The organism is Caulobacter sp. FV2ps19 (assembly GCF_058681035.1).
Map to the genome: position 1 here is coordinate 3,036,898 of NZ_CM178729.1, position 13,639 is coordinate 3,050,536.

Genomic DNA, 13,639 nt, shown 5'->3' on the forward strand with positions numbered 1-13,639 from the left:
GATCGAGGCGTTCGTCTGGCCTTAAGCTTGCGGGCCTAGGCTTTTCTCGCCGATAGTCGCCAGGATGCGTCCCAGAATGACCCCGATCGCCCGCCTCGCCGTTCTGGCGCTCAGCGCCGCCGCACTGGCCACGGCTGCGCCCGCCCTCGCCCAGAATCCCAGCCAGATCGCTCGCGTCCGCGGCGGCGCCAGTTGCCCGGGCTGCAATCTGTTCCAGGCCGACCTGACCAACCTGCAAGCGCGAGGCCTCAACCTCGCCAAGGCCCGCCTGCGTCAGGCCGACCTGTCGACCGTCGTGATGAACCGCGCCAGCTTCGCCGGCGGCGATCTGCGCGACGTCAACGCCTATGGCGGCGTGTTCGGCGGGGCCAGCTTCGCCCGCGCCGACCTGACCCATGCCAGCTTCGTCGGGACCTATCTGCAAGGCGCGAATTTCGCCGGGGCCAATCTGACCGGCGCCAACTTCTCGGGCGCCGAAATGGACCGCGCCTCGGGCCTGACCCAGAGCCAGTTGAACCGGGCTTGCGGCGACCATTCCACCCGTTTGCCGCGCGGCCTCTCCATCCCCGGTTGCCGTTAAATCCCCGTCATTACCGCGATTTAAGTGGCGCCCCGAGCCTCGCGGGGCCAAATCGTAGCCTAGACAGCTACGTATTCGGCTGGAGGAGATTTCGATGTCCCGCATGGGCGTTTCATTCGCGGTGCTGACGCTGGCCCTGGCGGCCCTGGCCGGACAGGCCCAAGCCGCGCCCGAGGACAAGGATGTCGCCCGCCTCGTGTCGTTCGGCGGCATGTGCGTCAGTTGCGAGCTTTCAGGTCGTCGACTGACCGGCGCCAAGTTCAATGGCGCCAATTTCGCCAAGGCCGTCCTGATCGGATCGGACCTGCGCGGCGCGGCCTTCTACGGCTCAAACTTCGCCAATGCCGACCTGACCCGCGCCGACCTGCGGGGCGCCGAGATGCGCGGCGCCAATTTCGTCAACGCCAACTTCACCGACGCCCGGCTGTCCGGCGTGGAAAGCAGCGGGGCCAACTTCCAGGGCGCCAACCTGACCCGGGCGGACCTGTCTTCGTCCGAACTGCATGGCGCCAACATGGTCGGCGCCAACCTGTCCAAGGCCAATCTGTCCACTGCCGAACTGAACGGCGCCAACCTGGTCTCGGTCAATGCGCGCGGCGTCAACTTCCGCAATGCCGAGTTCAATAGCGCCAACCTCGTCAACGCCCGCTTTGACGGCGCCGATATGCGGGGCGCCGAGTTCAACAATGCCGCCATGCGGGGCGCCACCTTCAATGGCGCCAATATGAGCGACGCCGACCTGTCGGGCGCCGTGCTCGGCGGAGCCGACCTGTCGGGCGCCGTGGGCCTGGACCAGGACCAGTTGGACGAGGCCTGCGGCGACGACTCCACCCGCCTGCCCAGGGGCCTGACCGTCCATCGGTGCGATGGGCGCGGCCGTCAAATCCGCGTCGTTGTCGACTTCGCCCGCGCCCGGGCCGAGGCCGCCCGCAGCGCCGCTGAAGCCGAGAAGGCCGCTGCCTCGGCGTCGGCCTGGGCGGCGCCCAAACCGCCCAAGGCGCCAAAGCCCCCAGCCGAGCCCAAGCCGCCGAAATACTAGGCCCCCAAAACACCAAGCCGGGCCAGGCCCTGAAAATCAAAAGGCCCCGGTCGCGAAACCGGGGCCTTTTTCGTCAGATCTTGATGGGCGGAGCCGCCCGGATGTGCAGTTCCTTGTATTGCCGCTCCTGGGCCTCGGCCGGAGCGTTCATCAGCAGGTCCTGGCCCTGCTGGTTCAGCGGGAAGGCGATGACCTCGCGGATGGCCACCTGTTCGGCCAGCAGCATGACGATGCGGTCAATGCCGGGGGCCAGGCCGCCGTGCGGCGGGGCCCCGAAGCGGAAGGCGTTCAGCATGCCGCCGAACTGCTCTTCCACCACCTCGGCGCCATAGCCGGCGGTCTCGAAGGCCTTGAGCATGATCTCGGGCTTGTGGTTCCGGATCGCGCCCGAGCACAGCTCATAGCCGTTGCAGACGATGTCATACTGATAGGCGCGGATGGTCAGCGGATCCTGGGTCTCCAGGGCCTCCAGACCGCCCTGCGGCATCGAGAACGGGTTGTGCGAGAAGTCGACGCGCTTCTCGTCTTCGTTCCATTCGAACATCGGGAAGTCGACGATCCAGCAGAACTTGAACTGGTTCTCGTCCACCAGCTTCAGCTCGGTTCCGACCCGGGTGCGGGCCAGACCGGCGAACTTGGCGAACACGGCCGGGTCGCCGGCCACGAAGAAGGCGGCGTCGCCGGTCTTCAGGCCCAGCTGGGCGGCGATCGCGGCCGAGCGCTCGTCGCCGATGTTCTTGGCGATCGGCCCGGCGGCGCCCTCTTCATTGCCGTGCTCGTCGGCGGCCCGCCAGAAGATATAGCCCAGGCCGGGCTGACCCTCGCCCTGCGCCCACGAGTTCATGCGGTCACAGAAGGCGCGGTTGCCGCCGGTCGGAGCCGGGATCGCCCAGATGGCGTTCTTGGGATCGGCCGCCAGGATCTTGGCGAACAGGCCAAAGCCGCCCTCGCGGAAATGCTCGGAGACATCCTGCATCTTGATCGGATTGCGGGTGTCGGGCTTGTCGCTGCCGTACCACTTCATCGACTGGGCGTAGGTCAGGCGCTCGAAGCCGGTATGCTGCAGCGTCGCGCCGAAATCGTTGGTGAAGGTATGGGTCCCGGTGATCGGCGACACCGGCTTGCCGCCCGAGAATTCCTCGAACACGCCGTGCATCACCGGCTCGATGGCCGCGAACACGTCTTCCTGGGTGACGAAGCTCATCTCGATATCGAGCTGGTAGAATTCCAGGCTGCGGTCGGCGCGCAGGTCTTCGTCGCGGAAACACGGGGCGATCTGGAAATAGCGGTCAAAGCCCGAGACCATCAGCAGTTGCTTGAACTGCTGCGGGGCCTGGGGCAGCGCATAGAACTTGCCCGGATGCAGACGCGACGGCACCAGGAAGTCGCGGGCGCCTTCCGGCGACGAGGCGGTCAGGATCGGGGTCTGGTATTCCAGAAAGCCCTGGTCGACCATGCGGTGACGGATCGAGTGGATCACCTTGCTGCGCAGCACGATGTTCTTGTGCAGGGTCTCGCGGCGCAGATCCAGATAGCGATGCTTGAGGCGGATTTCCTCGGGATAGTCGGGCTCGCCAAACACCGGCAGCGGCAGTTCGGCGGCTTCACTGAGCACTTCCACGGCGGTGACGCGGATCTCGATCGTCCCGGTCGGCAGGTTGGGGTTCACGGCCTCGGGGTCGCGGGCCACGACCTCGCCGTCGACCTTGATCACGCTCTCGGCGCGCAGGCGCTCGACGACGTCAAAGCCCGGGGTTTCGGGGTGCAGAACCAGCTGGGTCAGGCCGTAATGGTCGCGCAGGTCGATGAAGACCAGGCCGCCGTGATCGCGCTTGCGGTGGATCCAACCCGAAACCCGGACGCTGGCGCCGGTGTCGGAGGCGCGCAGAGCGCCGCAGGTATGGGTGCGGTAGGCGTGCATCGTCGTCATGAAAGGCTTCGGAAATCCGGAAAACGCATTGATTTGCAAGGCGCGGAAAGGCGCATGGGGGGGCGGATATGTCAAGGATTCTGAGCCAGGTCCGCCCCCTTCCCCCTTGGATGGGGGAAGGGTTGGGGATGGGGGTGACAGCGTCTCCGGATGGGGCCCGGCCTGCGCGACATCGTCCAGCGGCGCCACCCCCATCCCCGCCCTTCCCCCATCCAAGGGGGAAGGGAGAAGACACATGCTCTCGGCCTCACGCGATCGCTCGCTGAAGGGATGGAAAGGGCTGCGGAGCGTCCGGGCCTCGCCCGGAAGAGTCAGACAAAATACCGTTTCGACGAAGCCGTGCGCTCCGCGCGATCGTTTTCCCTCAGGCCGGGCAGCTTGGGCCTTCTCAGCCCTCCACCCCGCACGGTCATCCCTGTCCCTGGGCCTTGGCCGGCGCATCCTTATGGACCGCCGCCGGTCTCCAGTCGTCCGGCGCCGCATTAACCTTCGGGCGGTCGGGCCTTCCAGCGTGAAGGTCCCCGGCGGGCAAGTTTAAGGTCCTCGCCCACTGTTTCATGTGACCCGGCGCCGAAGGCCTCCTTCTGAGACCTCCACTTTCCAGCATCGGAGCAACCCGCCCCGCGCCGCCTTCGACTCCCGCTCGATCGCCCCCCGCCGCCGCAATGGTCGCTGGCCTTGCGCCCTTCCCGTGCGACGAGGTGGGTTTAGGATACGGGCGGTTTGAGCGCGTCGGATAAGTTTTCTGAACGCCCCCGCCGGTCCCCGTTCCATCGACCCTCTCCCAGAGGGAGAGGGAGGGGCCCACGCTGGCGTAGGAGGGAGAGGGGTTACACCGCAAACCGTTGTCGCACCTGGGATCCTGCCCCGTCCGGAAGGGCTTCGCAAACCCCTCGCCCTCCCACCGCTGCGCGGCGGGCCCCGCCCTCTCCCTCTGGGAGAGGGGTATTGATCCCCGTCCCTGGCCGGGGACGGCGCGATCGCCATCCTCGTCGCGGGGCGTGCGCGCCTTCCGCCTTTTACCCCTTCGGCGTCGACCCGATGGACCAGGCGAAGCCGAACGGGTCGCGCAGCAGGCCGTAGCGGTCGCCCCAGAACTGGGTCTCGATCGGCTTGATGATGACGCAGCCCGCCGCCACGGCGCGCTCGAACCAGACGTCGGCGTCATCGACCTGCAGGTGCAGGGTCACGGCGGCCGGCGTTTCAGCCGGATGGCCATATTCGGGAAAGCCGTCGCACAGCATCAGCATGTCGCCATTGATCTTCAGCGCGCAGTGCATCAGCCGCTGACCGTCTTGGCTCGGGATCCGACCGGTTTCCTCGGCGGCGAAGGCCTTCTGGTAGAAGCGGGCGGCCGCAGCCGCCCCCTCGCCGCCAACGCAAAGATAGGGCGCGAGGCCGGTGGTCGGGCCGCGCTGCTCGGCGGTCATGCTTGTCATGTCAGTCTCCATCCCTTTGGTCGCCAGTCCCAACAAGGACGCCGTCGCCTGCTCGACGCCGACAGTCGCGCCGAACTTTCCCGCCCGCGCCTTAACCCTACGCTGCGACCTAATGGCCGCACACGGTGGGAATTTCCCCGCCGCCCTTGCAATCCCGACCGTTTTAGCCTCCTTAAGCGGCCCATCGGACCCCTTTTCGCCTTGGCCTCATCGGCACGGCGGCCAAACGGGTCTATATTTCACGAGATAAGACCAAGAACACGGTCCATTTGGGGGTCGTATTTGGTCGTGGCGCGGGCCGCACGTGTGTGTGTGCCGTCCGCTTGAACCGAATTGGACCTATATGCCCTTCCCCGCCTCCCACCCCGCTCTTGAGCGGGCTCTTGCTGCTCAAGGTTACGCTGAGCCCACCCCCGTCCAGGCCGCCGTGCTGGAAGCCGACGCCGAGGGCCGTGACCTGCTGGTCAGCGCCCAGACCGGCTCGGGCAAGACCGTGGCCTTCGGCCTGGCCGCCGCCACCACCCTGCTGGGCGACGCCGAGGTGTTCGGCAAGGCCGGCGCCCCGATGTGCCTGGTCATCGCCCCGACCCGCGAACTGGCCATCCAGGTCAATCGCGAGCTGGCCTGGCTGTATGCCGACGCCAAGGCCGTGGTGGTCAACTGCGTCGGCGGCATGGACGCCCGCCGCGAACAGCGCGCCCTGAACTTCGGCGCCCATATCGTGGTCGGCACCCCCGGCCGTCTGCGCGACCACATCGAGCGCGGCCACCTGGACCTGTCGGAGCTGAAGGTCGCCGTCCTCGACGAGGCCGACGAGATGCTCGACATGGGCTTCCGCGAAGACCTGGAATTCATCCTCGACGCCGCCCCCAAGGAGCGTCGCACCCTGCTGTTCTCGGCCACCCTGGCGCGCGAGATCGTGCAACTGGCCAAGAGCTATCAGAACGACGCCCTGCGCATCGACACCGTCGGCCGCAACGAGCCGCACCGCGACATCGAATATCGCGCCGTGCGGGTCGCGCCCAACGAGATCGAGCACGCGATCGTCAACCTGCTGCGCTATTTCGAAAGCCCCGGCGCCCTGGTGTTCTGCAACACCCGCGAAAGCGTCCGGGCCATGCACTCCAAGCTGCGCGAACGCGGCTTCGCCGTGGTGGGCCTGTCGGGCGAGCTGAGCCAGCGTGAACGCGCCGACGCCCTGCAAGCCCTGCGCGACGGCCACGCCCGCGTCTGCGTCGCCACCGACGTCGCCGCGCGCGGTCTTGACCTGCCCGATCTGGGCCTGGTGATCCACGCCGAACTGCCGGTCAACAAGGCCACCCTGCTTCACCGTTCGGGCCGCACCGGCCGGGCCGGCAAGAAGGGCGTCTCGGCCCTGGTCGTGCCCTATACCCGTCGCCGCAAGGCCGAGCAGCTGCTGATGGCCGCCGGCGTCGAAGGCAACTGGGGCGGCGCCCCGACCGCCGACGAGATCCGCGCCAAGGACACCGAGCGTCTGCTGGACGATCCGATCTTCGCCGAGGCCTCAACCGAGGAAGACGCGGCCCTGGCCGAAATCATGCTGGAAAAGCGCACGCCGCTGGAGCTGGCCTCAGCCCTGATCCGCACCCGCCGCGCCAAGCTGCCGGCGCCGGAAGAGATCTATGACGACCCGCGCCACGGCGCCGATCCGGGCCCGCGTAGCCGCGAGCCCCGCGAATTTGGCGGCGACCGCGATTTCGGCGGAGACCGTCCAGAACGTGAACCGCGCACCGACATGAGCGGCGCCGAGTGGTTCCGCCTCAACACCGGTCGCCGCAACAACGCCGACCCCAAGTGGCTGATCCCGCTGATCTGTCGTCTGGGTCACGTGACCAAGAAGGATATCGGTTCGATCCGGATCTTCGACTATGACACCAAGTTCGAGATCTCGGCCGAAGCGGCGGTGAAGTTCGGCGCGGCGGTGCAGGCCACCGTCCGTGACGATGTCGCCATCACCCCGACGGCGGCTCCGGCCGCCCGCGACAGCAGCGGTCCGCGCAAGGACTTCGCGCCGCGTCCCCCCCGTGAAAATGGGCCCCGCGACAACGATGCGCCGCGCGAGTTCAAGCCGCGCGCCCCTCGCGATGACGCGCCACGTAGCCCCCGCGCCAATGCGCCGGGCTCGCGCGACAGCACGCCGCGTCCGTCGACCTATGGCGACGACGGCTTCAGCAACGCCAAGCCTTACGGCAAGGGCGAAGAGCCCAAGGGCGACTACAAGGCCCGCCCCCCTCGCGACCGCGACAACGCCGCGCCGCGAGACTTCAAGCCGCGCACCGAGTTCAAGCGCGACGACGCCCCGCGCGATTTCAAGCCCCGTGCGCCTCGCGAAACTGCAGCCCGCAGCGACGCCCCGCGCCCCTACTCGCCGCAGGACTCCGAAGGCGGCGCCAAGCGCGCCTACAAGCCGCGCACCGAGGGCCGCGACGCCCCGGCCCGCGACTTCAAGCCCAAGGGCGCGCCCAAGGCGTTCGGCGACACCGGCCCCAAGGTGGCCTATGTGCCCAAGCCGCGCGGCGACGGCCCGGCCAAGCCATTCAAGGGCCCCAAGCCCTTCAAGGCCAAGAGCTTTGACGGCAAGCCGGCCGGTAAGCCGTTCAAGAAGAAGTAGTCCAAAAACTTGTCATCCCGGGCGGCGTAGCCGACCCGGGACCCAGGGGCCAACGCGTCGCGGTTGCCCTGGGTCCCGGCGCTCCGCTTCGCTGCGGCCGGGATGACAAGAGTTTTGATTGAGGCCTAACACCTCAGACCGCCTGCCCCGCGCTCCAGCCCGAGGCCCAGGCCCACTGGAAATTGAAGCCGCCCAGCCAGCCGGTGACGTCCACCACCTCGCCGATGAAATAGAGGCCCGGGACGTCCTTGGCCTGCATGGTCCGCGAGTCCAGGTCGCGAGTGTCGACCCCGCCCAGGGTCACCTCGGCCGTGCGATAGCCCTCAGAGCCCACCGGCTTGAAGGTCCAGGCGTTGACCGCCGCCGCCAGCCGCCCCAGCACCTTGTCCGAACAGTCGGCGATATTGCCCTGGGCGCCCTCATCGTCGGAGACCACCTGGGCCACGCGCTGCGGCAGCAGGGTGGCCATCACCGTCGAGGCCGCCCGGCGCGGCGTGGCGGTGCGGGCGGTTTTCAGGACCGCCAGGGCGTCGACGCCCTGGGCCATGTCGACCCGGATCTCGTCGCCTTCGCGCCAATAGGACGAGATCTGCAGGATCGAGGGGCCCGACAGGCCCCGGTGGGTGAACAGCATGCCTTCCTGGAACTTCGTCTTGCCGTGAGCGACCACGGCGTCCAGCGCCACGCCGGCCAAAGGCGTGAGGCGCTCCAGCGTCTTGACCTCGAAGGTCAGGGGCACCAGGGCCGGGCGGGTGTCGACCAGGCCGACACCGAACTGCTTGGCGATCTCGTAGCCCAGACCCGTCGCGCCCATCTTCGGGATCGACTTGCCGCCGCAGGCGACCACCAGGGACGCACACTGGACGGGGCCGCTGGACAGGGTCACCTCGAAGCCCTCGCCTGACCGCGCCACGTCTTCGAACGCGGTCTCCAGGCGCAGCTTGACGCCGACGGCGTCCATCTCGCTGAGCAGCAGGGCGACGATCTGCTTGGCAGAACCGTCGCAGAACAGCTGGCCCAGGGTCTTTTCGTGAAAGGCGACGCCGTGCTTCTGCACCAGGGCGATGAAATCCCGGGGCGTATAGCGGCGCAGGGCCGAGACGCAGAACTTGGGATTGGTCGACAGGAAGTTGGCCGGCGCGGTGTGGATATTGGTGAAGTTGCAGCGGCCGCCGCCGCTGATGCGGATCTTCTCGCCGGGCGCGCTGGCGTGGTCGACCACCAGCACCGAGCGGCCGCGCTTGCCCGCCTCGATGGCGCACATCATGCCGGCCGCGCCGGCCCCGATTACGACGACGTCGAACTGTTCCATCGCGTCCTTCGACAGGACACGCCCGGTGAAGTCAATCAAACCCCGCATCGGCCCTTGAACCCGCGCCCGTCAGCCGCTACCAACCCGCCCCCACCCTGAAACCCGGTTGCGCCCATGACGTCCGTCGCCCCGCCGACGATCGGCATCGATTTTGGCACTACCAACACCGTCGTCTCGATGACGCACGGCGACGGTTCGGCGCGCCTGGTCCGCTTCCCGACCGGCGAAGGCGACCTGTTCGCCTTCCGATCGGCCCTGAGCTTCCACACCCTTCAGGGCCAGGGCGATCAGGCCAATGAGCGGGTGGTCGAGGCCGGTCCCTGGGCGATCGAGGCCTATCTGGAAGATCCGCTGGAGACCCGGTTCATCCAGTCGTTCAAGAGCTTCGCCGCCAGCGCCGCCTTTACCGAGACCCGCATCCTCAACAAGCGCTACCTGTTCGAGGACCTGCTGGCCGCCTTCCTGTTGAAGGTGCGCGAGCACGCGGGCGCGGCCCTCGCCGATCTGCCGCCGCGGGTGATCGTCGGTCGCCCGGTCACCTTCGCCGGCGGCAATCCCAACGAGGCCCTGGCCCTGCAACGCTATGAGGTCGCCTTCGCCCGCCTGGGCTTCACCGATATTCGCTACGCCTATGAGCCGGTCGGCGCGGCCTTCTTCTTCGCCCGCCAGCTGAAGCAGGACGCCACCGTGCTGGTCGCCGACTTCGGCGGCGGCACCAGCGACTTCTCGCTGGTTCGGTTCGAGCGCGAGGCCAGTGGCGCGCTGCGCTCGACGCCGCTCAGCCATTCGGGCGTCGGCGTCGCCGGCGACGCCTTCGACTACCGGATCATCGACCATCTGGTGTCGCCCGCCCTGGGCAAGGGCTCCCTGTACCGCGCCTTCGACAACCGGCTGCCGATCCCGCAGCGCTACTACACCGCCTTCGCCCGCTGGGATCAGCTGGCCCTGCTGCGCGCCTCGCGCGACATGCGCGACATCCGCGCCCTGGAAAAGACGGCCCTGGAGCCCGAGAAGATCAGCCGCCTGATCGAGGTGCTGGACGACAATCACGGCTACGCCCTCTACCGATCGGTGTCGCGCCTGAAGGAAGCGCTTTCGGCCCAGGACCGCGCGACGTTCCGGTTCGAGGCCGGGTCGGTGCTGATCGAGCAGGAGGTCGAGCGCTCGACCTTCGAGGGCTGGATCGCCCCGGAACTGGCCGCCATCGAGACGGCGGTCGACCAGGCCCTGGCCCGCGCCAATCTCGCCCCCGAGGCCGTGGATCGCGTCTTCCTGACCGGCGGCAGCTCGTTCGTGCCGGCCGTGCGCGACATCTTCCAGCGCCGCTTCGCCGCCGACCGGATCGAAAGCGGCGGCGAGTTCGAGTCGATCGCCTCGGGCCTGGCCCTGATCGGCCGCGAGACCGATCTTGACCTCTGGACGCTCAGGGCGCCGGCCAGTCCAGTCGCCTGACCTGGTCTAGTTTGTCACGTGGACCGAATCTCGTATTCCACTTAACCTTACCGCGAGTGTTGCGGAACCTGGATCAGGCTGAAGCAACGGCAGCCTAAAACCTTGGGTCAGGACGAAGCCTTTGCCGATCTCCTATCTCTCGGCCGCACAGATCGCCGCCCTGCCCACGACGATCATTCATGACCTCTCGGCGACCAAGATCGCCACCCTCACCAGCACCCAGGTCGGGGCGCTCAACGCCACGGCGGTGGGTGTGCTGGACGCCACACAGGTCGACGCCCTCTCGGCCACGGCGGTCAAGGGCCTGTCCGCCACCCAGATCCCGACCTTTGGCGCAAACGTGGCGTTCAACGCCAGCCAGTTGGCGGCGTTCAGCGGCGCTCTGGTGGCGGCCCTGACCTCGACGCAGTTGGCCGGCCTGGATGCGGCCCGGCTGGACGCCTTCAGCGCCACCCAGATCGGCGCCCTTTCGGCCACCAGCTTCTCCAACCTCGACGCCACCCAGATCGCATCGCTGGAAGCGACCCAACTGACGGGCCTGACCGCCAGCCAGATGGCCGGCCTGACCGCGACCGACGCGGCCGAACTGTCCCCGACCCATGTCGCCATTCTCAGCGCGTCCCAGATCAGCAGTCTGGAAGCATCCACCCTCGCCGCCTTCGTCAGCGCCCAGCTGGCGGTCCTGTCGGCCACCCAGATCCAGGGGCTGGGCATCGCCCAGGTCGGCGCCCTGAGCCCCGCGCAGCTGGATGGGCTGGACCCGACCCAGATGGGCGCCCTGAGCGCCACCCAGATGTCCAGCCTCAGCGGCGCCCACGTCGCCAGCCTGACCGACACCCAGGTCAGCGCGCTGACGGCCACCCAGCTGAGCGGTCTGACCGCGACCGGCCTGTCGGCGCTGAACGCCACCCAGATGACCGGACTCAGCACGACCCAGATCGCCGGCCTGACGACCACCCAGTTTCAGGAGCTCGACGCGACAGACTTCGCGGAACTGTCGAGCACTCAGGTCGCGGGACTGACGCCGACCCAGCTTGGCGCCCTGTCGACCACCAATATCAACGCCCTGACCGCAACCCAGATCGGCGCTCTGACCGCCACCCAATTCGCCAGCCTGACGAACACCCAGTTCGGCGGCCTGACGGCGAGCGATTTCGCCGAGCTCTCAGCCACCCAGATCAACAGCCTGACGGCCACTCAGCTGGGCGGCCTGTCGGCGAGCAACCTTTCCAGCCTCGACCTCACCCAGGTCCAGGCCCTGTCTACGACCCAGCTGGGCGGCCTCACCGCCACCCAACTGGCCGGACTCACCGCCTCCGATATGGGAGAGTTCTCGACCACCCAGGTGGGGGGCATGACCGGCGCTCAGATCGGCGCCTTGTCGGTGACCAATGTGGCGGCTCTGGACTCGACCCAGCTGGGCGCCATCAGCACAACCGCCATCCGCGGCCTGTCGGCCTATCAGGTGCGCAAACTGGACCTGAGCGACTTCAACGACCTCAGCGGGTCGCAGATCGGCGCCCTGACCGCCACCCAGGTCTCGGCCCTGTCGACGACGGTGATCGCCGGCCTGACCACGACCCAGATCGGCTATCTGACCCCGACCCAGATCCCCGGCCTGACCCTGACCCAGTTGAGCTGGCTGTCGACCACGAATGTCGCCGCCATGAGCCCCTTGCAAGTCGGCGCCTTCACGCCCTCCCAACTGGACAGCCTCTAGGCGTCCAGAATGGATGAGATGGCGGCCCTTTATCCTCTGGCCGTCGCACCTATCTTTAGAGGACGCCGTGCAAACCGCCGCCCAGGAGGTCCCCAATGCTCAAGTCGATTCCGCTCGCCCTGGGACTCGCCGCCTCCATCGCGACAACGCCCGCCTTCGCCCAAGCGCCCAAGCCGCTGGGCGCTCTGGGGCGATGGACCCTGGACCTTCCCGCTTCACGCTTTAACGAGGCCCTGACCGGCGACGCCCCGATCGCCGCCGAGCTCGATGTCACCAAGGACGACGGCTCCGCCCTGGCCTGGACCCTGGTCGAGGAAGACACCCAGGGTGTCGCCGCCATCCAGTTCGCCGATGCGCCGCTGGACGGCCGGGCCACCCGCGCCGTGGTCAACATGGTTCAGGTCAGCATCAGCGTCACCCGTGAGGGCGAGCACGGCGTGTTGGTGATCACCCAGGGCCAGTCCGGCCGTCGTCAATCGATGAAGGTGTGGATGGCCGATCCCGACACCCTGAAAATCGAGCAGGATGTCGACGGCCTGCCCGGTCCCCCGGACCAGGCCCTGACCTTCCGCCGGATCAAATAGATCAGCTTCTGGCCTTGCCGCTCAGCGCCGAAGCCAGGAAAGCGACCAGCGCCTCGACCCGGGCCGGCCTGGGTCCGCCGGGCGGCATGACCAGATGCAGGGCGATGGGCGGCGGGGTCCAGTCGGGCATCACCGCCTCCAGGCGACCGTCAGCCAGGGCGGCTCCGGCGATGAAGTCGGGCATCACCGCCAGGCCCTGCCCCGCGATCAGAGCCGGCATCAGGGCGTCGGCATTATTGACCCGCAACGGGCCAGCCGGTCGCACAGAAGCCTCCTCCCCCGCCGCATTGACGAACCGCCAGGTGTCGGGCGTGGGCAGATAGGCGTAGCCAAGGCAGCTGTGCTCGGCCAGGTGACCCGGATGGGTGGGACGGCCTCGCCGCGCCAGATAGGCCGGCGCGCCGACGACATAGCGCTTCACCGGCCTTAGGCGGCGCGCCACCAGCGAGGAATCGGGAAGCGCCGCGATCCGCAGCGCCGCGTCAAAGCCCATACCGATGAGATCCACCGTCGCATCGCTGAGATGAAGGTCGACGGAGACTTCCGGATAGGTCGCCAGAAAGTCCGGCAGGATCGGCGCGACGTCCGACAGACCAAATGACATCGGCGCCGCCAGGCGGACCAGACCGCGCGGCGCGGCCGACTGGGCCATGGCTGCGTTCTCGGCGTCCTCGCCCTGGACCAGCACCCGCGTCGCGGGCTCGACCAGGCTCTGGCCGGCGTCGGTCAGGGCCAGACGCCGCGAACTGCGATTGAACAGTCTCGCCCCCAGGCGCGTTTCCAGACGGGTGACCGCCTTCGACACCGTGGCCTTGGACAGGCCCAGCTCCTCGGCCGCCCCGGCGAAGGACCGCAGTTCCACCACCTTGGCGAAGATCGCCAGGCCCTCGAGATCGGGAAGTTTGCTCATTTTGGAAACAATGGATTTCAATAGTTTCTATTTCAGTATCG

At 67.9% G+C, this 13,639-nt stretch carries 10 protein-coding genes and 1 pseudogene; 7 read left to right on the top strand and 4 right to left on the bottom strand.

Features of this window, described 5'->3' with window-relative positions; translation table 11 throughout:
• The first annotated feature begins 76 nt into the window (after positions 1-76).
• Both ACW18B_RS14435 and ACW18B_RS14440 read left to right on the top strand, forming a co-directional pair.
• Entirely contained in the window at positions 77-580 is a 504-nt protein-coding gene (locus tag ACW18B_RS14435) for a pentapeptide repeat-containing protein (protein WP_492047721.1), read from the top strand.
• A gap of 103 nt (positions 581-683) precedes the next feature.
• Positions 684-1,619, top strand: a complete 936-nt coding sequence (locus tag ACW18B_RS14440) for a pentapeptide repeat-containing protein (RefSeq protein ID WP_492047722.1) — start codon at positions 684-686, stop codon at positions 1,617-1,619.
• Positions 1,620-1,692: 73 nt separating this feature from the next.
• Here ACW18B_RS14440 and aspS read toward each other — a convergent pair whose 3' ends face one another.
• Positions 1,693-3,549 carry an aspartate--tRNA ligase gene (aspS, locus tag ACW18B_RS14445; protein ID WP_492047723.1) on the bottom strand — a complete coding sequence of 619 codons (1,857 nt, stop codon included), beginning with the start codon at positions 3,547-3,549 and terminating at the stop codon, positions 1,693-1,695.
• A 590-nt stretch (positions 3,550-4,139) separates the two neighbouring features.
• Between aspS and ACW18B_RS14450 the strand changes: the two are divergent.
• Positions 4,140-4,276: pseudogene (locus ACW18B_RS14450) on the top strand (hypothetical protein); the annotation flags it as partial.
• A gap of 292 nt (positions 4,277-4,568) precedes the next feature.
• Here the strand turns inward: ACW18B_RS14450 and ACW18B_RS14455 are convergent.
• The gene (locus ACW18B_RS14455; RefSeq protein ID WP_492047724.1) at positions 4,569-4,988 is read right to left on the bottom strand and encodes a VOC family protein; all 420 of its coding nucleotides are present in this window, start codon (positions 4,986-4,988) and stop codon (positions 4,569-4,571) included.
• 343 nt (positions 4,989-5,331) lie between these two features.
• Here ACW18B_RS14455 and ACW18B_RS14460 point away from each other — a divergent pair, with 343 nt between their 5' ends.
• Complete coding sequence (locus tag ACW18B_RS14460; RefSeq protein WP_492047725.1) at positions 5,332-7,620, top strand: DEAD/DEAH box helicase; 2,289 nt, start codon at positions 5,332-5,334, stop codon at positions 7,618-7,620.
• 133 nt (positions 7,621-7,753) lie between these two features.
• Here the strand turns inward: ACW18B_RS14460 and ACW18B_RS14465 are convergent, their stop codons facing one another.
• Positions 7,754-8,932: a BaiN/RdsA family NAD(P)/FAD-dependent oxidoreductase gene (locus ACW18B_RS14465; RefSeq protein WP_492047726.1), complete on the bottom strand. Its 1,179-nt coding sequence runs from the start codon at positions 8,930-8,932 to the stop codon at positions 7,754-7,756.
• A 114-nt stretch (positions 8,933-9,046) separates the two neighbouring features.
• Here ACW18B_RS14465 and ACW18B_RS14470 point away from each other — a divergent pair, with 114 nt between their 5' ends.
• The 3 genes from ACW18B_RS14470 (at position 9,047) to ACW18B_RS14480 (ending at position 12,688) form a co-directional block, all read left to right on the top strand.
• Positions 9,047-10,384: an Hsp70 family protein gene (locus tag ACW18B_RS14470; RefSeq protein WP_492047727.1), complete on the top strand. Its 1,338-nt coding sequence runs from the start codon at positions 9,047-9,049 to the stop codon at positions 10,382-10,384.
• Between the two features lie 121 nt (positions 10,385-10,505).
• Complete coding sequence (locus ACW18B_RS14475; RefSeq protein ID WP_492047728.1) at positions 10,506-12,104, top strand: ice nucleation protein; 1,599 nt, start codon at positions 10,506-10,508, stop codon at positions 12,102-12,104.
• A 95-nt stretch (positions 12,105-12,199) separates the two neighbouring features.
• Positions 12,200-12,688, top strand: a complete 489-nt coding sequence (locus ACW18B_RS14480) for a hypothetical protein (protein WP_492047729.1) — start codon at positions 12,200-12,202, stop codon at positions 12,686-12,688.
• A 1-nt stretch (position 12,689) separates the two neighbouring features.
• On the opposite strand, the gene ACW18B_RS14485 is transcribed toward ACW18B_RS14480, so the two are convergent.
• Positions 12,690-13,598: a LysR family transcriptional regulator gene (locus ACW18B_RS14485; RefSeq protein WP_492047730.1), complete on the bottom strand. Its 909-nt coding sequence runs from the start codon at positions 13,596-13,598 to the stop codon at positions 12,690-12,692.
• Positions 13,599-13,639 lie beyond the last annotated feature (41 nt).